The following is a 23,101-nucleotide window of genomic DNA, read 5'->3' as shown; positions in this document are numbered from 1 at the left end:
CTCGATACACTCGGGTGATGGATAGACACGAAAAAGGCGCGGAGCCTGCGCCCCGCGCCAGAAACAGAACGGAGCCGGACTAAACGGTTTCGTGCTGAAGCGCGGCTTCCGTAGCGGCCTGCTCGGCCGCGGCCTTGGCAGCAGCCTCTTCTTCAACAATGCGGGCGGCTTTTTCTTCCACCAGCGTGACAATGTGATCGACCATGCCGTCGGCAGCAATGGTGTGATCGGTCTTACCCGCATTGTAGATCATATGGCGACCGCCTCCACCGCCGGTCAGGCCGATATCGGTCATCAGCGCCTCACCGGGGCCATTGACCACACAGCCGATGATCGAGAGCGTCAGCGGAGTCTGGATATGCGCCAGACGCTCCTCCAGCGCGGCCACAGTCTCGATCACGTTGAAGCCCTGACGGGCGCAGGACGGGCAGGAGATGATCTTCACGCCACGATGGCGCAGGCCAAGGCCCTTGAGAATTTCCCAGCCGACATGCACCTCTTCCTCCGGTTCGGCGGAGAGAGAGACACGCATCGTATCGCCGACGCCCGCCCAGAGCAGATTGCCGAGACCAATGGCGGATTTCACCGTGCCAGTACGGCGGCCACCCGCCTCGGTAATGCCGATATGCAAAGGATGATCACAGACTTCGGCCAGTTGCTGATAAGCCGCCACCGCCAGAAACACGTCAGAGGCTTTCACACTGATCTTGAATTCGTGGAAATCATGGTCCTGAAGAATTTTGGCGTGTTCCAGCGCGCTTTCCACCAGCGCATCCGGATTGGGTTCACCGTATTTCTCCAGCAGATGCCGCTCCAGCGAACCGGCATTCACGCCGATACGGATGGCGCAGCCATGATCGCGGGCGGCTTTCACCACTTCACGAACACGCTCGGCGCTGCCGATATTACCGGGATTGATACGCAGGCAGGCTGCACCGGCTTCGGCAGCCTCAATGGCGCGGCGATAATGGAAATGGATATCCGCCACAATGGGAACGTTCACCTCGCGCACGATTTCCTTCAGCGCAATGGTGCTTTCCTGATCAGGACAGGAGACCCGGACGATATCGACGCCCGCGAGTTCGGCACGGCGAATCTGGGCAATCGTCGCTTCCGCATCGGTCGTCAGCGTATTGGTCATGGTCTGCACGCTGATGGGCGCATCGCCACCCACAGCAACCTTGCCGACATGGATCTGCCGGGATTTACGCCGCTCAATCTGCTGATAGGGACGATAGCTCATTGAGCCTGCTCCAATTCACGCCAATACGACACGATGGCGCCCCAGTGGACGCACACCCTTAAAATGGGTCACTTCCGTGGATTGTGCCACAAAAGCCACGTCATGGCTGCCCCTAATCGGCCGAATTATCCTGATCCTGACCTTGTGGTGCCGGAGAAGACACACTGGATGATCGACCGGAAGCAGGTTCAGGAGAGGCAGAGGATCTGACAGAAGAGCGGGACTGGCCCGGTATGGCTGACTGTGCCGCTTTCTGAAGCGCCTCGGCTTCCAGCGGCACGTTGCGACGGACGGCACCATTGTTACCCAGAGGAGGCAGATCATGCCCATCCAGCACAATCTGCGTGCCCCCGGCATTGCCGGTGGTCAGCAGAAATGGTCCCTGCCCGGCCTGAGCCTCCGGCACGGCCCAGCTTTCGCCGGCATGCAGAACCTTGTTCAACAGGATCGTGCCATTCTGGGACTTTACCTGCATCCATGCATCGGCACTGGCTTTCAACACGATTCCACGCAGCGTTTTATCCTCAGCCGGCGCGACAGGTTTTCCCGCGTCCGGCCCATGGGATGGCCCAAGGGGTGGAACAGTTTGGCCCGCAGCAAAAGAGGGCTGCAATGAGGCAGGTGGCACAGCAGACGGAGACGTCATGGGAGCGTCCGCTGCCCGCTCCGATGTCTGGTGCTCGGCCCCCTGATGATCAGCAGGGTGGGATGGCGCTGATGCACCAGCAGTTTCAGCCTGCGTGCCCCCCGGTCCATTCGATGGGATCTGGGCCTGATGCGTCTCTGCGCCAGGCACCGGTGCAGGAGACGCAGAGGGCGGTGCAGAAGGCTGCGCCTGCGAAGTTGCAGGCGCCGATGGGGGGCTGGCGACCGGCGTTTTTGCTTCCTCTTTGCGGGCCAGCGGCGCAAGATGCTCGGGAACCTCCTGCACCGCATCCGGCACAGGATGATTTGCCGATAGTTTGTACCAGCCGATGTAACCTGCAACAGCGATCACTGCCCCGAGCAGCACAACCGCCCCCGCGGGAACGCCGCGTTCCGGCACTGGGGCAGGAAAATGAAGCTCCTGCTGATGATGGCTCGCACCTGCTTCGGTCTTGAAGCGTTGCACCGTCTCATCCGGATCAAGCCCGAGACTGGCGGCATAGGTGCGCACGAAACCCATCGCATAGCTGGTGCCGGGCAGATCCCCCACCCGGCCTTCCTCAATAGCCAGCAGATAGGCTGCCCGTATACGCAGTGAAGCCGCCACGTCCTCCAGCGCCCAACCCAGATGTTCACGCACAGCGCGCAGTTCGCCGCCCACACCCTGGGCATTCCCGGTCATGGCGTCACCAGACAATCCTCTCATACCCATGTCGCAGAGCCTCCGACCTCAGGCATGGAAACAGTCAACCCCCCTGGTACCCGATATGATCGCTCGCACAGCTTTGAAAAACTTGGCATCCGGATCAGGCCCAGCATGAGAAAACAGGAAGAGTAGAGCCAGCACGTAAAACGACGCCTCTCATGCATATCCCGTCATGGATACTCATGGTTGAGAGACCATCTTCCACAGGCGCTGCATCTAATCCCAGTCCACGACACTTGCCAACAGGCTGTAATAATATCGGGCATGCGCGGTTTTTCCCATTATCGCGAGCAGATATCACCAACAATCAGATATCCAGCCCCTGTTCCCGACACCATGAAACCAGAGGTTCACGATAGGAGGCCGCCCCCTTCTCTCCCCCGCGAATAGACATCAGAACGCGCCGCAAGGCCGGCAGATCACACAGCGACACGGCTTCCTTCACCGCAGGGAAAGCAGAAGCAGCCATGGAAAATGTAGATATACCCAGCGCTGCCATGACCAGCACCTCAAGAGGTCGTGATGACGCCTCACCACAGACAGAGAGGCGGCAGCCTGTATTATGGGCAGCAATACTGACCTCTTCCAGCAGATCAAGCATAGCAGGAGACAGAAAATCATATCGTCCTGCCAGCAGAGGGGTGCCGCGATCCGCCGCAAACAGAAACTGAAGCAGATCGTTGGTGCCAACGGACAGAAAATCCACCTCGGCCAGCAGATCAGGAAGCTGCCACAGCAGGGATGGCACTTCCAGCATGGAGCCAACCTCCAGCGTCACAGGCGGAATATCGGCACGCTCTATTTCGGCTTGCAGCAGGGCTCGCGCGGCACGGAATTCAGCCAGTGTCGCCACCATCGGGAACATGACCGATAAAGGCCGCCCGCGAGCCGCCTGAATCAAAGCACGCAACTGACGCCGCATCACCGCAGGCCGATCCAGCCCGACACGCAGGGAGCGCCAGCCCATGGCCGGGTTTTCCTCAACCGACGCACCAGACTCGGCCAGCATCTTGTCGCCGCCAAGATCCAGCGTGCGGAACATGACAGGACGATCCCCCGCCTGTGTCAGCACACGATCGTAAATCTCCGCCTGTTCCCGCGCATCCAGCATACGGCCATGAGCCAGCATCGCAATTTCGGTCCGAAACAGGCCGATGCCAGCAGCGCCGGTCAGGTCAAGCTGATCCAGCTCCAGCGTCAGTCCCATATTCAACATCAGGGTGAACGGCGTGCCATCCTTGCTGCGGGAAGGACGCTCCCGCAGCTCAGCCCAATGCGCCAGTTTCGCCTGTGATGCCTCCCTTGCCCGCAAATAGGCGATCCGCATTTCCTCTTCGGGCCGGAAGATCAGCAGCCCCTGCTCGGCATCGACAATGGCGGTATCGCCCTCGTCCACTGCATCCATCAGATTGGGCAGATCACCAAGCGCAGGCAGGCCAAGCGCACGGGCGATGATCGCGGCATGGCCACCTGTCGTGCCTTCCTCGATCGCGACCCCCGCAATACCCCTGCCGTGCCAATTGAGCAGTTCCGCCGGTCCCAGACGCCGTGCCACCAGAATGGCACCGGGTGGTACCGGGCCATGCTCCGCCCCATCCAGCACCGCCAGCAGACGCAGGGCCAGATCCTCCATATCGGCCAGACGCTCCCGCATATACGGGTCGGCGATCTTGCGCATTTTCTCCCGGATTTCGCCGCTGACCCGATGTACCGCCGCCTTTGCGGTCAGGCCGCTGCCGACTGCATCCCGCACCCGGCGCAGCCAGCCGCTATCCGCAGCCAGCAGCCGGTAAGCCTCCAGCACCTCCCGCGAGGCTGCTTTTGCACCCTCGGAAAGAGAATCTTCATCCAGTGTTACGCCATCTTCGGCACTTTCCGCCTCACTGACCGAGGACAGGGATTGCTCGATCAGCTCATCAAGGCCGCTTTGCATGCGACGAGCGGCTGCCATCAGCCGTTCCATCTCAGCCTGCGGATCAGACGCCAGAAGATTACGCGGTGGAGGCCCGGCGCCATGCAGGATCACCGGCCCGACCGCAATTCCACCCATCAGCCGCGTGCCGACGAAGCGACGCTGGACCGTCGTGGTGAAAATCGTGTCGGCACTATCCTGTGTGGTGGCGGCAAACAATTCCGCCAGCACCATGGCGACGGTTTCCAGTACCTCCACCTCATCCTCGGTGTAACGCCGGACCGCCCTGTTCTGCACGGCCAGCACACCCAGAACCCGGCCGCCCCGGCGCACCGGAACCGCCAGCAGGGAGGCATAAAGCTCCTCCCCCGTTTCAGGCCGATAGGCAAAGGCCGGATGATTCTGCGCATCAGGCAGATTGAGCAACTGACCGGACGCCGCCACGATGCCGACAATTCCTTCGCCCAGCCGCAGCCGGGTGCGCCCGACCGCATCGGGATACAATCCCTCAGTCGCCACCAGTTCGAGGATTTCGCCGGGACGCAGGGCGTAAATCGAGCAGACTTCGCTGACCAGCTCGGACGCGACAAGCCGCACCAGCTCTGCCAACGGCGCCTCGTCGCCGGCCATCAGTGCCCGCAACCGGGCCAGCAGGCGGCGCGGTGCGGCAGGAGGACGCATCACCATGGCAATATCAGGCCCGGACACAAAGGCGCATAAAAGCGCGGGACGTGCCGGAGGAACAGGAAGCTGTCGCTCCTCTGCCCCGCCCAGCGCATCCTCTGCCGCCCTGTCCTGTCCATCGCCGCGTCCTGTCGCGAATCACGAAAGACAATCTTGCATGACCGATTGGTCAACGAAAGCCATATGGGGCAGTCTCCCACAGAATGAAGAAGCTGCCGAATAGCCCGTATTTGTTGAGAAGCCTGCCCTGCCTTACAGGCTGCGGAGCGCTATGGCGGAAACAGCCTGCTCCACCAGTTCCGCGATTACCTCCGGAATGGCCTGTTCACCCGTCACCATACCGACAGACTGCCCGGCCATGACCGAGCCGTGCTCCACATCGCCATCAATCACGGCGCGGCGCAGCGCCCCGGCCCAGAAATGCTCGATTTCAAGCTGGGCCTGATCCCGCGTCAATTCACCCGACAGGAAGCGGTCGCGGGTTTCCAACTGATGACGCATGAACTGGCGGGTGCCTTCATTGATCAACCCCCGCACCGGAATCACCGGGAAGCGCTCATCCAATTGTACGCTTGGCAGGGCATCACGGGCATTGGCGCGATAAAAGGCCCGCTTGAAATTATCGTGTGCAATGCTTTCACGTGTGGCGGCAAAGCGAGTGCCGAGCTGCGCTCCGGCCGCCCCCATTTCCAGATAGGACAGGATCGCTTCACCCCGGCCCAGACCACCCGCGACAAACACAGGAACATCCCGCAGATGAGGCAGAATTTCCTGCGCCAGAACAGTCAGTGAAACCGGACCGATATGCCCCCCGGCCTCTGCCCCCTCGATCACCAGCGCATCAGCACCGGAGCGGACCAGACGTTTCGCCAGCACCAGGGCAGGTGCAAAACAGATCAGTTTCGCGCCACCATCCTTGACCGCCCGCACGGCGCCGCCCGGCGGCAATCCACCCGCCAGCACGATATGGCCCACCTTCGCCTCCAGACACACGCGGATCAGATCATCCAGCGCCGGATGCATGGTGATGAGGTTGACGCCAAAAGGCTGGGTGGTCAGCGCCTGCGTGGCGGCAATTTCCGCTGCCAGCTGATCCGGCATCATGGAGCCGCATGCGATCACGCCGAAACCACCCGCATTGGAAATGGCGGAGACCAGATGCCGTTCGCTCACCCAGCTCATTGCACCGCCGAGAATCGCGTACCGGGAACCGAGAAACTCCGTGCCGCGGGACCATAACTCTTCCAGCCTGACACTGGCGGCCGCCAGGCTGCGAGGGTCGAGAGCAGCAGCGTTACTGGCCTGAGTGATATCCGTCATGCGATCAGACCGCATCCAGACCATACGCGGTATGCAGGGCCCGCACCGCGAGTTCCGCATATTCCTCGGCGATCAGCACACTCACCTTGATCTCGCTGGTGGAGATCACCTGGATGTTGATCCCCTTTTCCGCCAGCGTGCGGAACATGGTGGTTGCCACGCCGACATGGCTGCGCATGCCGACACCCACCACGCTGATCTTGCAAACCTGCGGGTCAGCAGCCATCTCCGCGAAGCCGATCTCCGTCTGAGCCGCCGACAAAGCGGCCTGGGCACGCGGCAGATCGGCGGTGCCGACGGTGAAGGTCATGTCGGTTGTGCCGTCTTCCGCCACGTTCTGGACGATCATGTCCACATTCACATTGGCTTCCGTCAGCGGTCCCAGCACATGCGCCGCCACGCCGGGCCGGTCCGGCACCCGCCGGACAGTGATCTTTGCCTCGTCCCGCGAATACGCAATGCCGGACACGATTTCCTTTTCCACGATCTCGTCCTCATCCACTACCAATGTGCCGACATTCTCGCCTTCAGGGTCTGCGAAGCTGGACAGAACCCTGACGCGCACGCGTTCCTTCATCGCCAGCTCGACACTGCGGGTTTGCAGCACCTTGGAGCCGACAGAGGCCAGCTCCAGCATTTCCTCATACGAAATACGATCCAGCTTTCTGGCGCGGGAAACGATACGCGGATCGGTGGTATAGACCCCATCCACGTCGGTATAAATATCACAACGATCCGCCCGCACCGCCGCCGCCACCGCCACCGCCGAAGTGTCAGAGCCGCCCCGGCCAAGCGTGGTGATGCGATGATCTGGGCCAATCCCCTGAAAACCCGCCACAACGGGCACCTGACCGGACTGCATACGGTTGATCAGCTCGCCGCCCTCGATACTTTCGATACGGGCTTTTCCATGGGCATTATCGGTGCGGATCGGCAACTGCCAGCCAAGCCAGGAGCGGGCATCCACGCCTGCCTCCTGCAACGCGATCGACAGCAGCCCGGTGGTGACCTGCTCCCCTGTGGCCACGACCGTGTCGTATTCCCGCGCATCATGCAGCGGCGACAGGGACTGGCAGTAGCCGACAAGCTGATTGGTCACGCCAGACATGGCGGAGACGACGACCGAAACCTCATTCCCGGCATCCACCTCGCGTTTGACCAGACGCGCGACATTGCGGATGCGGTCGAGATCACCGACGGATGTGCCGCCGAATTTCATGACAATGCGGGCCATGTTACTTCCCGGAACAAGCGACCAACGGGTGGGAATGCCCCTTTCCCGCTGCGGCGAAGGGCGATCCCGTCACAGGCGGGTTGCCTCCCGGCGCGCGGGCAGACACATAACGATGACACGCAGCGGGGGCAACCTGTCCCGCACGAAGGAGAGAGTGATGGCCGAGGTCGATTCGCATGACAGACATGCCGCTCATGCTCCGGCAGCGAATGTTTCGGAGGAAGAGGTCTCCCGCTTCGATGCGCTGGCTTCCCGCTGGTGGGATCCGTATGGCCCGATGCGACCGCTGCATATGATGAATCCTGCACGGATCGGCTGGGTGACCGGGCACCTGCCTGATCAGTCCGCCATGCAGGATGCCACCATTCTGGATGTGGGATGTGGCGCGGGCCTCGCTGCCGAGGCGCTGGCCCATCAGGGCTACAGGGTTTTAGGGCTGGATGCCGCAGCGGAGGCTATTGTGGCGGCACAGGAACATGCCGCTCTTTCTGCCGGGCTGGATCTGTCCTACCGCGCCGGAACCGCTGAAGAATTACTGGCAGAGGGGCAGCGCTTCCGTGCCATCACCGCACTGGAAGTGATCGAGCATGTGCCCGATCCTGCTGCCTTCCTGTCCCTGCTGCATGATCTGCTGGAGCCGGGCGGGCGGGTTTTTATCTCCACCCTGAACCGCACCGCACGGTCATGGGCGGTGGCGAAGCTCGGGGCAGAATATCTGCTGCGCTGGCTGCCGGTCGGCACGCATGACTGGCAGCGTTTCATTGCCCCGCACGCGCTGACCAGCCTGCTGCGTCAGGCGGGTCTGCGTCCCTTCGACAGTGCCGGGCTGAGCTTCCAGCCGCTGCGAGGGCGCTGGATGATCAGCCGGAATCTGTCCGTCAATTACATCATCGCCGCGCAAAGAGATCGTTAACTCAGCTGTCTGAGCGGGGAACCCAGGGAATGGCGGCAAAGGAAACACCTTCATCCTGAAGCATCTCTGCTTCTTCGGCAGTGGCCTGACCGTAAATGCCACGGGCCTCCGCCTCGCCCCGATGAATACGCAGGGCTTCCTCGGCGAATTTCTCTCCCACCGGGTCGCAGTGCTTTTCCACCTGTGCCCGCAGAGCCTGCAAGGCCGCCCGCAACTGGGCAGGAACCCCTGCGGCAGGAGCCATTGCAGGCGCGGGCACGGATACAGCCTGCACCGGACCATCGGAGGCCGAAGCAGCAGGCAGGGCTTCAGGCACATGTTCGGATAGCGTATTGCCTTTACGACCCAGGGAGGGCGTCATCAGGCCACGCTCCACCTGCGTATCACCGCATACCGGACATTCGATCAGACCAGCCTCAACCTGACGGTCAAATGCGCTGCTGCTGGCGAACCACCCGTCGAAGCTGTGCCCATGCTGGCACTGAACACAATAATGGATCATTCCGCGTCGTTATCCGGCCACCCATCTTATACTCTTTCCCATTTCCAGAGGCGGCCATCAGGCTGGATCAGGGAGGTTAAAAAACGTGTTTATCGTTTATGCAGCTTAGGCAGCCTGCAATAACGGGTCCAGTTCCCCCGCCGCCTCCAGCGCCATCATGTCGTCACAGCCACCGATATGGCGGCCCCCGATGAAGATCTGCGGCACGCTGGTAAGACCGCCAGAGCGCTGCTTTGCCTCCGCCCGGGCGGGAGAGCCGGGAAGCGCCTGAATTTCCTTGAACGGCACTTGCTTCTTCTCCAGCAAGGCAAGCGCACGCGCGCAATATGGGCAGTAAGGCTGCGTATAGATTTCGATCAACGGTATTGTCTTCCTTGACTGTATCGGGGGGACTGTATCAGGGGAAACAGAATCAGGCCCCATCACATCGGGGTTTTGGCCTGTCCTGACAAGGGTATTTCATCCGGCAACTCCACCAGCGCCGCAGTCAGAACATCAACAGAGGCAGCTCCTGCCGCATAGAGCGCCCTGACACAGGCGGAAACGGTCGCACCGCTGGTCATCACATCATCCACGACGATGATTCGGGCCGCATGCAGCTTCTGCCTTCTGGCAGGGCGTATCTGAATGGCTCCCCGCATCATCCGTCGCCTTTGCGTGGCGCTCAGTGTGCCGAGGCTCGGGGTGCGGCGGATACGCTGCAACCCGTCCAGCATGGCCGGCACGCCGGTCAGACGCGACAGCGCCCGGCACAACAGGGCCGACTGGTTGTAGCGCCTTTGCCGTAAACGCGAGGGATGCAATGGAACCGGCAGCAACCAGTCCGCCTGCCGCAGCAGATCGGCCCCGGCATCCGCCATCCAGCGCGCCAGCAAGGAGGCATGCGCCATGCGATCACCATGCTTGAACGGCAGAATGATCCGGCGTGATCCCTCATCATACAGCAGCGCCGCACGCGCATGACGAAATGACGGAGGTTTGGTCCGGCAAACCTCACACACACCATCCGGTGCAATGCCCTCCGCCGCATCCATGGGACGCCCACAACACTGGCAGACGGGTGGCACGATGAAATTCAGCGTGGCGAAGCAGGAAGCGCAGAGCAGGCTGGACAGGCCATCAGGCCCTGTCATGGGAGTTTCGGCATGACAGACCGGGCATGTCGGTGGAATCAGCCAGTTCAGCAGACGCAACCCGGCCGAACGCATCATGGTTGGCATAACAGTCAGGAACCTGCCCGCTCTCGCGGCAGGAATGGAAAAGTCAGCCAAGGCAGGGTGATACCGTCAGCAATGTACCCGGCTCGACACCCAGCGCCTCAGCGATCTGCCCCAGCACCGTGATGCTCGCCGACACGTCCGCGCGCTCGATCGCACCGATATACCGGGCACTCAGGCCGGCGCGGTCTGCCAGCTCTTCCTGCGTCATGTCTCTGTCATGACGCATCCGACGCAGATTGATCGCCATGACCTCTTTCAGCTCCATGCTCGCACAGGAGCCCGCGTCGGAACGATCGTTCCAGGAATAATCGTTCCGATTCGTCGTTTTAGGCGATAAAAGAGGTTATCGTCTGGCGCCGACGAATGGCTTGCCGCGTGGATGGGAGTACGCGGCCAGTCGTCGTCCATTTCTCCGGGCAATGAGGGATAGGCGCAGACCACAGTCGTGGTACCGCCCAAGACCGAACGCTTCAAAGATTCGAAAAGACAGCACTATCGTATTGATTTTGAAAACTATTTCAAAGGATTTTTTCCTGAAAACAAATATATTATAACGAAATCGTTATCATTTTTATCCTGTGCTTATGAGCGCAAAACCAATGCGATATGTCCGGTATATTCCTTCTCTCCTGCTGCTCGCTTCTCTGGCCGCCTGTTCTGTGCCGGGAGCAAACGGGTCAACGGCTCATCCCCCTCCAACACCGAGCCACTGACATCCGCCAATACGGTTTTTGCAACAAAACTCGCCGGACCTTCGACCTTTCTTGTGCCGATGCCGACCGCGGTAGTGATTTTGAAACCGGGTGATCTCAACCGTAACCGCAGCTTCTGCCAGGCTTTTACCAGCCGCCTGCCGACGGCCCAGGCAGCCAATGCCGCCTCTGTCGTGGCCCCCAACCTGATTCTGACGCGCTGGCTGGTGCAGATGCCGGAGGTTCCCGCCGACCGTGCCACCGACTGCGATTTCCTGACCGGAACCTATGATTACGCCCGTGCAGCCCGCATCATCAGCGCCCTGAAGCTGACGGAGGGCCATTTGCAGGGCAATGGACCGTTTCTGCTGATGGTCATTCCCGATAATACCGGGCTGCATGTGGTTGGCCTCGATGGCTCCTCTGCCAATCCGGAGGATTTCAACCGCTATATTGATAGCTGGGGCAATCTGCTGACCCAGACTCAGGAACAGATTACCCGCACACCGGATCAGCCCGGTCTGATCAGAAGTGTTTTCAATCTGGTCTCCGCCATTGCCCGCACCACTGTCGGGGCTGTTGGAGGCCTGATTCAGGGAACCGTCTCAACGTTCTGAGGCAGCGTTTCCTGAACAGCCAACTCGGCTTATGCTGGGCGTCATGTCCGATGACGTCCTTATATTCGACCGCCATGCCGTCCGGCTGCACCGGGATCGGGCCGCGCGGCATGGCATCACTTCCGTCGCCGATGTGCTGGATGAGCTGGCCGGTCGTCTGCTGGACCGGCTGGACGATGTTACCCGCACGTTCAGCCATGCGCTGGACATAGGCGGGCGGGGCCGCATCGCCCCTCTGTTGCGGGCACGCGGGATTCATACCGTCAGTTGCGACCTGTCACCCTCCATGGCCTCTCTCTCCGGCACGCCCTGCCTCGCGGCAGATGAAGAGTGGCTGCCTTTCGCGCCGGCCTCATTCGATCTGATAGTCGCCAGCATGTCGCTGCACTGGATCAATGATCTTCCCGGCGCGCTGGTGCAAATCAGGCAGGCTTTGAAACCGGATGGGCTGTTTCTGGCCAGCATGCCGGTGCTCGGCACGCTCGATACGCTGCGGGAGGCGCTGAGTCGTGCGGAAGACAGCCTGACTGGCGGCGCATCGCCGCGCGTCGCCCCTTTCGCCACCCTGCAGGATGGCGCTGCCCTGCTGCAACGCGCGGGATTTGCACTGCCCGTTGCTGATCAGGATGAGGTGACACTGCTCTATACGACCCCGATGGCGCTGCTGCACGATCTGCGCGCCGCCGGGGAGACCAACGCCGTGCGGCTGCGTGATCGCAGCATACCGCCGCTTTCACTGTTTCCGCTCGCTTTGTCGCATCTGACGCAGGAAGGGCAGCCCCATATGCAGGCAAGGCTGCGTCTGGCCATGCTGACCGGCTGGGGCCCCGCCGACAGTCAGCCAAAACCGGCACGACGCGGCAGTGGTCAGGTCAGTCTGGCCGACATTCTTGGCCCACCCCCGAGAGAACCGGGCTGACCAGCCGCCTCAGCCGCCCGTCACACTCATATGCCGACCAACAGAGGGCGTATGCGTACGGCGGTCGATGATGAAGTCATGGCCTTTCGGTTTGCGAGTGATCGCCTCCTGCACGGCCTGACGCAGGGCGGCATCATCCGCTCCCTCCCGCAATGGACGACGCAGATCAGCCGCATCATCCTGACCGAGACACATATAGAGCGTGCCGGTACAGGTCAGCCGCACCCGGTTGCAGCTTTCGCAGAAATTATGTGTCATCGGCGTGATAAAGCCGATTCTGCGCCCGGTTTCCTGCACCGTGAAATACCGGGCCGGGCCGCCTGTGCGATAATCGGTTTCCTGAAGCGTCCAATGTTCCCGCAGCCGGGCCCGTACCAGAGAAAGCGGCAGATAGCGATCGGTACGATCCTCGTCGATTTCGCCCATCGGCATGGTCTCGATCAGGCAGAGATCGAAACCGTGCTCACCGCACCATCCCAGCATGCGGTCAAATTCATGGTCGTTCAGCCCCTTGAGCGCGACCGCGTTGATCTTCACCGCAAGCCCCGCAGCCCGAGCGGCGAAAATGCCGTCCAGCACCGTTTCCAGGTGCCCTCGCCTTGTAATCGAGCGAAAGATTTCCGGGTCGAGCGTATCAAGGCTGACATTGATCCGCCTCATCCCCGCCGCCGCCAGAGCCTCCGCATGACGGGCCAGCTGCGTCCCGTTGGTGGTCAGGGTCAGCTCCTCCAGCCCTTGCCCGCCACGATGCTCCAGATGCCGGCCAAGGCGGGAAATCAACTGCATGACATCCCGACGCACCAGCGGCTCCCCGCCAGTCAGCCTCAGTTTCCGTACCCCAAGGTCAATGAACACACGGCACAGCCGGTCCAGCTCCTCCAGCGTCAGCACATCGCGCTTCGGGAGGAAGGTCATATCCTCTGCCATGCAATAGGTACAGCGCAGGTCACAGCGGTCAGTGACGGAAACCCGCAGATAGGTAATAGTGCGCCCGAACGGATCGATCATGGCAGTATGGTCCGGCGCTCGATGGGCGATGCAGTGTTCATCACCCCCTCTAGATCGACCGTCCCCATACGAGCGTCAAGAGAAGCCTGTCACAAAGATGCTCTGTCATGACGCGGCTGAAGGGTCATCCACCACCAGAAGCGAGATAATGCGGGCATTGATCAGCACCTTGCCCGCATGTTCGAAATGGACCGTCACCCGCTCCCCGATGGCAGACTGGACCTGCCCCAGCCCCCAATCCGGCTGTTGCGGATGACGGACATACTGGCCGGGCTCCAGATAGGAGGAAAACGCTCTGCCCATCATGCAGCCCGGCCTGTGTTCAACTCAGTGACCTGTTCAACTCAGTGACCGGCATTCTCACCGGAAAAATCCGGTGCCGCGAGTCCGCTCTGCTCAAGCTGGGAGACCAGGGCGGCCTTCAGCCGTTCCAGCCCTGCCTCGCTGGTTGCCTCTGCACGCGCCACCAGCACCGCCTGCGTGTTGGACGCACGCAGCAACCACCAGCCATCCTCCGTCAGCACCCGCACACCATCGGTTTCCGCGACATTGGCGCCATCCTGACGCAGACGGGCAGCGACTTCCTCGATCACGCCGAATTTGCGGGTATCGTCGCAGTTGAAGCGCAACTCCGGCGTGTTGATCACCTGCGGCAATGCGCTGCGCACGGCAGAGAGCTTGCCATCCATCCGCGCGATAATGCCCAGCAGGCGCACAGCGGCATACAGCGCGTCGTCAAACCCATACCAGCGATCGGCAAAGAAAATATGGCCGGACATCTCGCCTGCCAGCGGAGCACCGGTTTCCGCCATTTTCGCCTTGATCAGTGAATGGCCTGTTTTCCACATCAGCGGCGTGCCACCAGCCTTGGCCACTTCATCGAACAGAACCTGACTCGCCTTTACATCGGCGATGATGGTGCCACCCGGATGCTGCTTCAGCACATCCCTGGCCAACACCACCAGAAGCTGATCGCCGAACAGGATCTCTCCGGTATCATCCACCACGCCGATACGGTCCGCATCACCATCGAAAGCGATACCAAGATCGGCCCCTTTACTGCGAACCGCGCTGATCAGCTGCTGAAGGTTCTTCGGCACGGTGGGATCGGGGTGATGGGCCGGGAAGGTGCCATCAATCTCGCCATTCAGGATTTCATGATGCCCCGGCAGGCTGGGTACGAGCTTTTGCAGCACCTCGCCCGCTGCGCCATTGCCGTTATCCCACACCACATTCAGCAGGTGATCACCGCCATCCCAATCGGAAATCAGGCGGGCCACATAGGCGGCGGACACATCCTCCGCCCGATCGGTGCCGCTGGCTTCATCGACCACGTCGCCACGCGCCGCCATGGCACCCAGTTCGGCAATCTGCTTGCCGAAAAATGGCTTGCGGCCCAGCATCATCTTGAAGCCGTTATAGTCCGGCGGATTGTGGCTGCCGGTCACCATGATGGCACCATCGGTTTCCAGCGTCGTCGCCGCGAAATACAGCATCGGGGTCGGGCCACGGCCAATGCGGATGACATCGATGCCGCTTTTCTTCAGCCCTTCCACCAGAGCTGGCTCCAGCTCCGGCGAGGAGAGACGACCATCATAGCCGACCGCCACCGTACTGCCGCCCGCACGCGCGACGATGGTTCCGAATACCCGCCCGATGGCGAAAGCGTCAGCGGGGTGCAACGTGCGGCCCACGATGCCGCGAATATCGTATTCACGCAAAGAGGTCGGATCGAATTGGTGCGTAAAGGCCATGGTCCGCTCATTCTCCCTGATACGATGCACCACACTGTGTGACAGGACATCGTATCTGCTGGCTTGCTGTGTCGTCCGGTGATTCTTCGCCATGCACGCATGATCGTCCAGAGGCATGATCAGAAAGCACCGCAGAAAAAACCGGCTGACCTACCAGGAGACCAGCCGGATAAAATCCAAATTACACGTAGTCTTTCAGGAATGCCCTGACCGCCGGAGCGAGGTCGGGGCGCTTCAATGCGAAGGCAATCTGCGCCTCCAGAAAGCCTGCCTTGTCGCCGCAATCGAAACGGCGTCCCTCATAACGCAGGCCATGGAACGGCATCCGGCCAATCAGACGCGCCATGGCATCGGTCAACTGAACCTCATTACCAGCCCCGCGCTCCATCCGCGCCAATTCGGCGATCACCTCCGGACGGAGCACATAACGACCGATGATGGAGAGGTTGGATGGTGCTTCCTCCGGCTTCGGCTTCTCGACCAGACCGGTCACCTCGACCATCCGGCCGTCATCCCTGCCCGTCTTGAGAATACCGTAGCGATTGGTCTGCTCTCTTGGCACTTCCGCCACGGCAACAACGTTACCGCCGGTTTCCTGATAGGCGTCGGCCAACTGCTTCAGGCAGGGCGTATCGGACAGGACCAGATCATCGGGCAGCAGGATCGCAAACGGATCATCCCCGATGAAGGCACGGGCGCACCAGATCGCATGGCCCAGGCCCAGCGGCTCCTGCTGACGCACCGTGACGATGGAGCCGGGCAGAAGCTGGGTATCTTCCAGCAATTTCAGCGCATCGTCCTTGTTACGCTCCCGCAATGTAGCCTCAAGCTCATATGCGACATCGAAATGCTCGACGATGGCGGTCTTGCCGCGGCCAGTGACCATGCAGAATTGCTCGATCCCGGCGGCCCTCGCCTCGTCAACCGCGTATTGAATCAGCGGTTTATCGACGACGGGCAGCATTTCTTTCGCCGTTGCCTTTGTGGCGGGCAAAAACCGGGTGCCTAGTCCGGCCACCGGTAAAACCGCCTTGCGCAACGGTTTATTCATGGCATGTCCCTTCTTCATAGACGCATTTTCAGACTGCGTGCGTGACAGCTTCAGCATGCCCCAACAAGAGGGCAAGGATAAGGCATAACCTTATGAAGCGTGTCTGATGGAGGACGGTTGCATAAAAATGATCCCTCATCAGCCCCCTTGGACGCAACATCCTTCCGCGACAAGCAATCAGCGGTTCTCCTGACGTCCGAAGAATCCTACCCGGCCACGCAGGGAATCGAACGCAACGGCGAAATAGCGATACAACAGCGTTCCGCTATTGGCGTGTTCAACATCTTTGGGGACGATGACCGTGGTACGATCCGTACGCACTGCGAAATGCAGCACATCCGGCACATCGAGAACAAAGATATGATCCGGTGGCAGACGGTGATGCCGGGTCAAGGGAATATCGCTTGAACCGGGGTTGAAAAGAGTCACCGTACTGCCGGAATCAAACACCGTTTCCTGACATCCCACCTTGATACCATCAATCGCAAAACATGCGGAGACAGATTCTCCGTCCCAGGAGGGAAGGTGATCAGGCCCTCTCTGAAACGAACGAAGAGGCGCAAAGGTGAAGCCACGCATATTATGCTCCGTCAGCCCTACGGTCAGGACCGGCTCATGCCCGAGTCTGGAATCGATAATATACCCGGTGGCATAAGGCCCCATCTGTGCCAACGGACTGACCACATGACGTCGTGTGGCCAGGCTGATACCCATCACCCCCGGCTTGTTGATGGATCCCGGACAGTTCGGTCTGTCCTGCGCACAATAGACACGGGTAATCACCCCGATCCTGATCGGGGCCGGAGTAGAGAGAGGGCGATCCGCATCCGTAAAACGGACTGTGGCGAGGGCAACATAACCCTCCAGCCTTGTGCCGTCCGCATAGCCCTGATGAATGACCTCCCCCGTCGCGACGGTGCCGGGGCCAATATCCCGCTCAGGCACGTAAAGACCGGCCGAGCCTGTATCAAGTGAGACCGGTGAAGGCGGTCCTCCCCCAACGGAGACGCTGGCGATCATGGGCAGATGGTCAGGCTTCAGCGCAAAAAGCGGCACATGGGCATTCACCCCATCCCCTGCGCAGACCGGAAAAAATGAATCCATGGCGGCCAGAAGAATCACGGCCAGAAGCACGCGCAAAAAGAAACGGGAACGCATGGAGACTCCGGCACGGATCATGTGGCTGACGGATATAGCAAACCCGCTCAGCACCACCAAAAGATGCCCGGCCACTTCCTGAAAGCAAAAGCTCAACAAACAAAAACCGGGCCACTGCCCGGTTTTGAATGGTGCGGTCGAGAAGACTCGAACTTCCACGGGGTTTCCCCCACAAGCACCTCAAGCTTGCGCGTCTACCATTCCGCCACGACCGCATCGCCTGCTGACGAAGAAACTGTTTCGCCATGCAGCGGCGGGGGTATAACTGATGCCCGTGAGCACTTCAATGTCTGATCCCCGACTCTTTTCGTCATCCGGAGAAAATCTTTCCGCTGTTTCCCCGGAAGCAGACCCTGTGGAGTGGCGTGTGACACCGGGTCTTACCCCTTATCAGGAAGCCCTGACCGCCATGCGCACCCGCGCCGAGGCCATCCATCGGGGGGAGGCACGCAGTCTGGTCTGGCTGGTTGAGCATCCGCCGCTCTACACTGCCGGAACCTCGGCCAAAATCGAGGATCTGCGTGATCCCGCCCGCTTCCCCACTTTCGAGGCAGGGCGCGGGGGGCAGTGGACCTATCACGGCCCCGGGCAGCGGATCGCCTATGTGATGCTGGACCTTAACCACCCGCACGGCATCGTACCGGCACGTGATCTGCGGGCCTACATCGCCGCGCTGGAGGATTGGATCATCTCCACGCTGGCCAGATTTGGCATCATCGGGGAAAGACGCGCTGGCAGGGTTGGTATCTGGGTGCAACGCGGCCAGGGGGAGAAGCAGCGGGAGGACAAGATTGCCGCGATCGGTGTGCGCATCACCCGCTGGATCTCGTGGCACGGCATCGCCATCAATGTCGCGCCGGATCTGGAGCATTTCACCGGCATCGTCCCCTGCGGGATCAGCGAGCATGGCGTCACCAGCCTCGCCGATCTCGGAATTCAGGCGGATATGGGCAGTCTCGATGCCGCGCTCAGGACAAGCTGGTCGTCTGTATTCGGCGGCAGCCCCATTCAGGCTTAGCCGGGCGGCTTGATGAGGGTCGGACTGAACAGGGTCGGATCGACGGGAATCCCCGTCTGGATATTGGACAGCTCCACCCTGGTAATCTTGTGCTGGGGATCAACCACGGTCCACTGAATCAGCTTAAGCGGATCGGCAGAAAAGACGATGGCCAGCAGCCCGGCCCCCGGATCGGTCCGCCGTACCACGGAAAGCTGGATCACACCGGGCGTGCGCGAAATTTCCCGCACAGCAACAGCGCCGTTAAAATCAATATGGTCTGACAGCAGAATGCTCAGCGGAGTGCGGTCCAGCGGAATACGGCTGACCTGATGCACCTGAAAATCCTGAAAAATCACCTCCCCATTGGTGGCCACCAGCAGAAGCGGTGTCGGCGGATCATACTGGAACCGGATATGACCCGGCCGCTCCAGCCAGACCGTTCCCTGCGTCACCTGCCCGTCCGGCGCCGTCTGACGGAAACGCGCCCGCAGCGTATGAATACCGTTCAGATAGGCTGCAATCCGGGCCAGCAAGGCATCATCGCTTTCCTCCGCCCGGGCCGGTGTGGTGATCGTACCGGCCAGAGAGGCCAGAATGCCCCCCAGTATCAGACGACGCCCGACGAGCCCGTCTCGAAAAAACGGACCAAAATGCTCTCTGGGATGCTCAGCGGGCGACATCGCGCCTCCGGAATAAAAGAGACTGTGTCATCAGACAGTCGGATACTGTTCAAAACCCGGTGTGGTGGGGTCAGTATCGAGATGTTCCTCGATCATATCCACCCGTGCGGCAGGCGGGCCGGTGCGGCAAGCGCGGATCAGTTCCTCGACCGCTGCAATATCCCCGGCAATCAGGGCCTCCACCCGGCCATCAAGGCGATTGCGGACCCATCCCGACAGACCAAGTGCCTCCGCGCGAGATCGCAGCCACGCACGATAGCCAACACCCTGCACCACACCGGAGATCAGCACATGCTTTGCGCTCACTGCGCCGTTTCTCCCTCCTGTTCCGCCACACCTGCGCTCAGGCGCAGGAAGCGGATCGCGGTTTCAACATCAGCGGCAAGATGGGCACGGCGTTTGGCGGCCTCGGCATCCGTACCCCATTTCTCTTCCTGATATATGTCATCCAGCAATGCGATTTCGAGTGCCTCCGCCGGATCAAGCCGCCCCTCTGCCAGGGCGAGGCCAATGACGAGACTGCCCAGGGCCGGGACCACAATCCCGAGCGCCGCCAGAGCGGCCGGGTCCAAAGCCGCCAGAGCGGCTCGCAACGCCATCAGCGATGCCTCTGGCTGGGACACATGAATAATCCCCGTCGTCACATGCAGGCGCGCACCATATCGCTGCTCTGCCCAGTCGAGCAGAGGCTGCCAAAGCCGTTCCTGCCGGGTTGTCAGTTCCTCCGGCCCATCGGCACGGTAACAAAGCAGGTCACTGCCGCCATAAGAGACCAGCGCCTCCACCGACGCCGCCGGATCAACCGCCACACGCTCCTGCGCGGTTCCCGCCAGACGGGTCATCGGCACCATGTCGAAGCTGAACGGCTCCCCCGGTGCACCTGCCTGCCCCCACTCCACGGCAATCGCCTCGGCCAGTGCCCGATTGGCGAAACGAAGCGAGACACCGCCCGGCAACCTCATCGGACGACCATCAAGGGTCACCGTCAGTCCCGCTGCTTCCTCCACCACCGCTGCTTCTTTCCAGAAACGCTTCACCGCAGCAGCCCTTTCAGCAGATCCTGCACCGATAGTTTTCCTTTTCCACCCTGCGAAGGGATTGGCGCCGGGGGACCGGCATGCTGCCCCCGTGCCGCAGTCAGTGCCGGCGCGCAATCACCCTGATCAGCACGGTTCATGATCTCCGAACCCGCATCAGCAGCCCCAGCCAGCGCAGAAACACCCAGCGCCGTCAGGGATGTCTGAATTGCCGCCCTCATCGCCGCCACATCCGCCCCACGCATTTTTGCGGAGGGCCGATCAAACGGCCCCTCCAGTATCAGCGGCAGCAGCAACCCGCTTCCCCCCGTGCGCAGCAAGGGATGCAGAAACAGTTTCAACGTCTGGTCACGAATATCCACATACCCCGCAGCGGACAGACGCAGCGGATCGGTTTCCAGTGCGAATGCCCTCAGCACGGCGATTCCATCACGGGCCTCGGCACGGGCGGCAAAGCAGGCAATACCCGCATCAGCACCCAGACGGGGATGCAATGGCAGACCAGCCTGCCTGACCAACTTCGACAGCATCGGATCAAGCGCAGTCCCGCTGACCACGCTGCCTACCGACCAGAGACTTGCATGGCCACTGAGATCATGAGGCCAGCTTGTCTGCTGCATATGCGCCTGCACAGCGGCATCGATCCCGATATCTCCGCGTGCCATACCGGGCTGCTTCATCAGGGCGACGATTGCCTCAAGCGGGAGCGCACCCGCATCGACTGCCGCGGAGAGCGTGCCATCCCGTCTCCAGTCCAGCATGGCCGAGACCGGGCCCCGCTGCCCCGGCGCCTCCATATGCAGCGGCTGAACGCGGATTCCCTCGGCACCAAGACTTATGCCGATCGTGGCTTTGCTCCAGTCCATGCCACCTGCATGAAGCGTTTCCACATCCCAGTCGATCTGCCCTCCCCCATGCTTCAGCCAGACAGGGAAAAACGGTGAAGGCGGCTCAGATGATCGCGGTGAAGCAACCGGAGAGGGCACAGAAGGGGCAGAGACAGGCGCAGAAGGCAATATGGCAGGCAGATCAACGCGGACCGGTTCTCCCTCCGGCTGAATGGATGGGATGGCCGGAAAAGGCTGGCGCAGCCTGTCTACATCCAGACGTGCTGAATGCAGTTTCGCCCCCAGCACCGGGCCGGAAACACCGGCTTTGCCTTCTTCCCTGGCTGCGGGAGCAGACCATGTGAGCGCGCCCGATACATCTCCGGCAGCACTGGTCAGGCTTGCATCATCCAGCCGCCACCCTCCGGCCTCCGCCGTCACATGTCCCCGGAGACCAACCGGGCCAATTTCCGGCAGCGCCGTACGGGTCAGCCTTGCCAGCAGGGAAACATCCGCCATACGAGCGGTCACGGAGAGAGACGTCCCCTGCCAGCCGGGATGCGCAACCACATCGCCCAGAACATCCAGATCAGCGGATATCGCAGGCTGCTCAGGGGAAGTGGCACTCAGCGACAGCCTCACCGGAACAGACTCACCCTCTATCCCATGCCCGGCCAGCAAAGATGAGGAGAGTGCCTGAACCTGCCCCACCTGCCCCGATACGGACAACGCGGCATTCCGGTACAGCCCCTGCGCCGAGAAACGCAGTGCGGCCTCGGCCCCCGGCCAGTCGGCATCCAGTTTCTTCAGCCGGGCCCAATGCCCCAGCAGCACATCCCCCACATGCAGTCTGACGACGGAGAAAACCGGTGACGCGCCCTGTTGCACCGTAACGTCATCATCAAGCCGGAATGTCAGGCTGGCATCATGCATAGCGGCAATCGCTGACCAGATTTCCGAAGGTGGCAGGTTTTTTCCGACCGGGCGGGCAAACGCGGGAATGGCGTGCATCAACGGCAGCAGACGGGCCCCATCCAGAACCCGCGACACGACCATCAGATGAAAACCTCGACCGTGACGCGGATGATCAACCACCCCGCTCACGGACAGATAAGGATTATTCCTATCCAGCCTGCCATGAAGTGTCGGGAGAAGCTGTGCATTGATCTGTACCGGCCAGCTATGTTGCTCATCCGGGTCAAGCAGGGCACCCACTGATCCGCCTTCTGCCCAGGCGCGCAGGGGTACACCCTGCACCAGACCGAACAGCATGAGTGCTATCGTACCCTGTTGTTCAGCGGCATGGAGCCTGAGCTTCTCAGCGCGCCAGATTCTGTCATTGCGCAGGTCATGATAGACCACGCTGGCTTCACCGACTCTGAACACGCGAACAGGCAGCACAGCCGGTTTCGGGCCAGTCGCAACCGTTTCTCCAACGGCTGACGGGGATGCCGGTGCTGCGGAAGCGGAGGGGGCCTTGATCCGCCTGATAATCCAGTTCTCTTCTCCCGCCTTATTGCGGGCCAGGCGGATATCAAGCCGCGCCAGGGACAGGGTGGAGACCGTGATATGGCCATGCAGCAAAGGCCATAAAGCAATCCCGGCTGTGATGTCCTGCGCCTTCAGAAACCATGGATCGGGCCATTCATGCCGGAGGGCAACGCCTGACGCTTCCTCGCCTGACGGTTCCTCCGGCTGGCCCAGCGACACCTCCCTGACAGACAGGACAGGCCATGGATTAAAAGTCAGGCCAAGCGATCCTTCGATATGGGCAGGATGTCCGGATGCTGTGTAAAGGCTGGCCTCTATCCGATGACGGATCACGGACTGATCAAGCATCAGCCAGACCGCCCCCGCCGCCACAACGGACACGACACACAGACCGGAGATTGCAATCCCGGCATAAAACAGCCGTCTCAGCACCCGACGCCGGAGCGGAGGCTTCGATTCTCCGGGCGGCGCCATGGTCACGCCCGGCC

At 61.2% G+C, this 23,101-nt stretch carries 22 protein-coding genes and 1 tRNA gene; 4 read left to right on the top strand and 19 right to left on the bottom strand.

What is annotated here, in order from left to right:
* Nucleotides 1-79 precede the first annotated feature (79 nt).
* From ispG to GbCGDNIH8_RS03095, 5 genes are all read right to left on the bottom strand, one after another.
* Nucleotides 80-1,243 (bottom strand): flavodoxin-dependent (E)-4-hydroxy-3-methylbut-2-enyl-diphosphate synthase, encoded by a 1,164-nt coding sequence (gene ispG, locus GbCGDNIH8_RS03115; protein WP_072572051.1) that lies wholly within the window; start codon nt 1,241-1,243, stop codon nt 80-82.
* Between the two features lie 112 nt (nt 1,244-1,355).
* Complete coding sequence (locus GbCGDNIH8_RS03110) at nt 1,356-2,570, bottom strand: helix-turn-helix domain-containing protein (protein WP_072572050.1); 1,215 nt, start codon at nt 2,568-2,570, stop codon at nt 1,356-1,358.
* Nucleotides 2,571-2,901: 331 nt separating this feature from the next.
* Nucleotides 2,902-5,193 (bottom strand): phosphoenolpyruvate--protein phosphotransferase, encoded by a 2,292-nt coding sequence (locus GbCGDNIH8_RS03105; RefSeq protein WP_253805633.1) that lies wholly within the window; start codon nt 5,191-5,193, stop codon nt 2,902-2,904.
* 249 nt (nt 5,194-5,442) lie between these two features.
* Nucleotides 5,443-6,510 (bottom strand): NAD(P)H-dependent flavin oxidoreductase, encoded by a 1,068-nt coding sequence (locus GbCGDNIH8_RS03100; protein WP_253736091.1) that lies wholly within the window; start codon nt 6,508-6,510, stop codon nt 5,443-5,445.
* A gap of 4 nt (nt 6,511-6,514) precedes the next feature.
* A complete protein-coding gene (locus GbCGDNIH8_RS03095) occupies nt 6,515-7,744 on the bottom strand; it encodes an aspartate kinase (RefSeq protein WP_072572049.1) in 1,230 nt (409 codons plus the stop codon).
* Between the two features lie 157 nt (nt 7,745-7,901).
* Between GbCGDNIH8_RS03095 and ubiG the strand changes: the two genes are divergently transcribed.
* Nucleotides 7,902-8,657 carry a bifunctional 2-polyprenyl-6-hydroxyphenol methylase/3-demethylubiquinol 3-O-methyltransferase UbiG gene (ubiG, locus tag GbCGDNIH8_RS03090; RefSeq protein ID WP_072572048.1) on the top strand — a complete coding sequence of 252 codons (756 nt, stop codon included), beginning with the start codon at nt 7,902-7,904 and terminating at the stop codon, nt 8,655-8,657.
* Between the two features lies 1 nt (nt 8,658).
* On the opposite strand, the gene GbCGDNIH8_RS03085 is transcribed toward ubiG, so the two are convergent.
* The 4 genes from GbCGDNIH8_RS03085 to GbCGDNIH8_RS03070 form a co-directional block, all read right to left on the bottom strand.
* Nucleotides 8,659-9,159, bottom strand: coding sequence for a DUF1178 family protein (locus GbCGDNIH8_RS03085; RefSeq protein WP_072572047.1), 501 nt, complete (start codon nt 9,157-9,159; stop codon nt 8,659-8,661).
* Between the two features lie 105 nt (nt 9,160-9,264).
* Nucleotides 9,265-9,525: a glutaredoxin 3 gene (gene grxC / locus GbCGDNIH8_RS03080; RefSeq protein WP_072573575.1), complete on the bottom strand. Its 261-nt coding sequence runs from the start codon at nt 9,523-9,525 to the stop codon at nt 9,265-9,267.
* A gap of 56 nt (nt 9,526-9,581) precedes the next feature.
* On the bottom strand, nt 9,582-10,370 hold the full coding sequence (locus GbCGDNIH8_RS03075; RefSeq protein WP_072573574.1) for a ComF family protein: 789 nt from the start codon (nt 10,368-10,370) through the stop codon (nt 9,582-9,584).
* A gap of 52 nt (nt 10,371-10,422) precedes the next feature.
* Nucleotides 10,423-10,644 (bottom strand): helix-turn-helix domain-containing protein, encoded by a 222-nt coding sequence (locus GbCGDNIH8_RS03070; protein WP_072572046.1) that lies wholly within the window; start codon nt 10,642-10,644, stop codon nt 10,423-10,425.
* A gap of 501 nt (nt 10,645-11,145) precedes the next feature.
* Between GbCGDNIH8_RS03070 and GbCGDNIH8_RS12795 the strand changes: the two genes are divergently transcribed.
* Together GbCGDNIH8_RS12795 and GbCGDNIH8_RS03060 are read left to right on the top strand one after the other, a co-directional pair.
* The gene (locus tag GbCGDNIH8_RS12795) at nt 11,146-11,688 is read left to right on the top strand and encodes a hypothetical protein (RefSeq protein WP_157692532.1); all 543 of its coding nucleotides are present in this window, start codon (nt 11,146-11,148) and stop codon (nt 11,686-11,688) included.
* Between the two features lie 43 nt (nt 11,689-11,731).
* Nucleotides 11,732-12,607, top strand: a complete 876-nt coding sequence (locus tag GbCGDNIH8_RS03060) for a methyltransferase domain-containing protein (RefSeq protein WP_253736090.1) — start codon at nt 11,732-11,734, stop codon at nt 12,605-12,607.
* A 9-nt stretch (nt 12,608-12,616) separates the two neighbouring features.
* Here the strand turns inward: GbCGDNIH8_RS03060 and moaA are convergent, their stop codons facing one another.
* From moaA to GbCGDNIH8_RS03030, 6 genes are all read right to left on the bottom strand, one after another.
* On the bottom strand, nt 12,617-13,615 hold the full coding sequence (gene moaA / locus GbCGDNIH8_RS03055; protein ID WP_216634479.1) for a GTP 3',8-cyclase MoaA: 999 nt from the start codon (nt 13,613-13,615) through the stop codon (nt 12,617-12,619).
* Between the two features lie 105 nt (nt 13,616-13,720).
* Nucleotides 13,721-13,921, bottom strand: a complete 201-nt coding sequence (locus GbCGDNIH8_RS03050) for a DUF3553 domain-containing protein (protein WP_095206410.1) — start codon at nt 13,919-13,921, stop codon at nt 13,721-13,723.
* 38 nt (nt 13,922-13,959) lie between these two features.
* Nucleotides 13,960-15,369: a phosphoglucomutase/phosphomannomutase PgmG gene (gene pgmG / locus GbCGDNIH8_RS03045; protein WP_072573572.1), complete on the bottom strand. Its 1,410-nt coding sequence runs from the start codon at nt 15,367-15,369 to the stop codon at nt 13,960-13,962.
* Nucleotides 15,370-15,550: 181 nt separating this feature from the next.
* Nucleotides 15,551-16,420, bottom strand: coding sequence for a UTP--glucose-1-phosphate uridylyltransferase GalU (gene galU, locus GbCGDNIH8_RS03040; protein ID WP_072573571.1), 870 nt, complete (start codon nt 16,418-16,420; stop codon nt 15,551-15,553).
* A gap of 177 nt (nt 16,421-16,597) precedes the next feature.
* A complete protein-coding gene (locus tag GbCGDNIH8_RS03035; protein WP_157692531.1) occupies nt 16,598-17,578 on the bottom strand; it encodes a hypothetical protein in 981 nt (326 codons plus the stop codon).
* A 129-nt stretch (nt 17,579-17,707) separates the two neighbouring features.
* A tRNA-Leu gene (locus GbCGDNIH8_RS03030) sits at nt 17,708-17,793 on the bottom strand.
* 71 nt (nt 17,794-17,864) lie between these two features.
* Between GbCGDNIH8_RS03030 and lipB the strand changes: the two genes are divergently transcribed.
* Nucleotides 17,865-18,596: a lipoyl(octanoyl) transferase LipB gene (gene lipB, locus GbCGDNIH8_RS03025; RefSeq protein ID WP_072572041.1), complete on the top strand. Its 732-nt coding sequence runs from the start codon at nt 17,865-17,867 to the stop codon at nt 18,594-18,596.
* Here the strand turns inward: lipB and GbCGDNIH8_RS03020 are convergent.
* Genes GbCGDNIH8_RS03020 through GbCGDNIH8_RS03005 form a run of 4 tightly spaced genes read right to left on the bottom strand, consistent with a single transcriptional unit; the run spans nt 18,593 to nt 23,087 of the window.
* Entirely contained in the window at nt 18,593-19,258 is a 666-nt protein-coding gene (locus GbCGDNIH8_RS03020; RefSeq protein WP_081368806.1) for a LolA family protein, read from the bottom strand. The genes lipB and GbCGDNIH8_RS03020 overlap by 4 nt on opposite strands.
* A 30-nt stretch (nt 19,259-19,288) precedes the next feature.
* Nucleotides 19,289-19,564, bottom strand: a complete 276-nt coding sequence (locus GbCGDNIH8_RS03015; RefSeq protein ID WP_072572040.1) for an acylphosphatase — start codon at nt 19,562-19,564, stop codon at nt 19,289-19,291.
* Entirely contained in the window at nt 19,561-20,295 is a 735-nt protein-coding gene (locus GbCGDNIH8_RS03010; RefSeq protein ID WP_072572039.1) for an ATP12 family chaperone protein, read from the bottom strand. Before GbCGDNIH8_RS03010 ends, GbCGDNIH8_RS03015 begins: the two co-directional genes overlap by 4 nt.
* Nucleotides 20,292-23,087, bottom strand: coding sequence for an AsmA family protein (locus tag GbCGDNIH8_RS03005; protein WP_253736145.1), 2,796 nt, complete (start codon nt 23,085-23,087; stop codon nt 20,292-20,294). Before GbCGDNIH8_RS03005 ends, GbCGDNIH8_RS03010 begins: the two co-directional genes overlap by 4 nt.
* Nucleotides 23,088-23,101 lie beyond the last annotated feature (14 nt).

It is taken from the genome of Granulibacter bethesdensis (genome assembly GCF_001889545.1).
GTDB classification, from domain to species: Bacteria; Pseudomonadota; Alphaproteobacteria; order Acetobacterales; family Acetobacteraceae; genus Granulibacter; species Granulibacter bethesdensis_B.
The sequence above is the reverse complement of the archived record's forward strand: the minus strand, read 5'-3'. Positions and strand labels throughout refer to the sequence as shown.

Coding starts and splice junctions, on each gene's coding strand:
- ispG (WP_072572051.1), bottom strand. CDS start 1,243: ATGAGCTATCGTCCCTATCAGCAGATTGAGCGGCGTAAATCCCGGCAG.
- GbCGDNIH8_RS03110 (WP_072572050.1), bottom strand. CDS start 2,570: ATGACCGGGAATGCCCAGGGTGTGGGCGGCGAACTGCGCGCTGTGCGT.
- GbCGDNIH8_RS03105 (WP_253805633.1), bottom strand. CDS start 5,193: ATGGTGATGCGTCCTCCTGCCGCACCGCGCCGCCTGCTGGCCCGGTTG.
- GbCGDNIH8_RS03100 (WP_253736091.1), bottom strand. CDS start 6,510: ATGACGGATATCACTCAGGCCAGTAACGCTGCTGCTCTCGACCCTCGC.
- GbCGDNIH8_RS03095 (WP_072572049.1), bottom strand. CDS start 7,744: ATGGCCCGCATTGTCATGAAATTCGGCGGCACATCCGTCGGTGATCTC.
- ubiG (WP_072572048.1), top strand. CDS start 7,902: ATGGCCGAGGTCGATTCGCATGACAGACATGCCGCTCATGCTCCGGCA.
- GbCGDNIH8_RS03085 (WP_072572047.1), bottom strand. CDS start 9,159: ATGATCCATTATTGTGTTCAGTGCCAGCATGGGCACAGCTTCGACGGG.
- GbCGDNIH8_RS03075 (WP_072573574.1), bottom strand. CDS start 10,370: ATGATGCGTTCGGCCGGGTTGCGTCTGCTGAACTGGCTGATTCCACCG.
- GbCGDNIH8_RS03070 (WP_072572046.1), bottom strand. CDS start 10,644: ATGGAGCTGAAAGAGGTCATGGCGATCAATCTGCGTCGGATGCGTCAT.
- GbCGDNIH8_RS03060 (WP_253736090.1), top strand. CDS start 11,732: ATGTCCGATGACGTCCTTATATTCGACCGCCATGCCGTCCGGCTGCAC.
- moaA (WP_216634479.1), bottom strand. CDS start 13,615: ATGATCGATCCGTTCGGGCGCACTATTACCTATCTGCGGGTTTCCGTC.
- GbCGDNIH8_RS03050 (WP_095206410.1), bottom strand. CDS start 13,921: ATGATGGGCAGAGCGTTTTCCTCCTATCTGGAGCCCGGCCAGTATGTC.
- pgmG (WP_072573572.1), bottom strand. CDS start 15,369: ATGGCCTTTACGCACCAATTCGATCCGACCTCTTTGCGTGAATACGAT.
- galU (WP_072573571.1), bottom strand. CDS start 16,420: ATGAATAAACCGTTGCGCAAGGCGGTTTTACCGGTGGCCGGACTAGGC.
- GbCGDNIH8_RS03035 (WP_157692531.1), bottom strand. CDS start 17,578: ATGCGTTCCCGTTTCTTTTTGCGCGTGCTTCTGGCCGTGATTCTTCTG.
- lipB (WP_072572041.1), top strand. CDS start 17,865: ATGTCTGATCCCCGACTCTTTTCGTCATCCGGAGAAAATCTTTCCGCT.
- GbCGDNIH8_RS03020 (WP_081368806.1), bottom strand. CDS start 19,258: ATGTCGCCCGCTGAGCATCCCAGAGAGCATTTTGGTCCGTTTTTTCGA.
- GbCGDNIH8_RS03005 (WP_253736145.1), bottom strand. CDS start 23,087: ATGGCGCCGCCCGGAGAATCGAAGCCTCCGCTCCGGCGTCGGGTGCTG.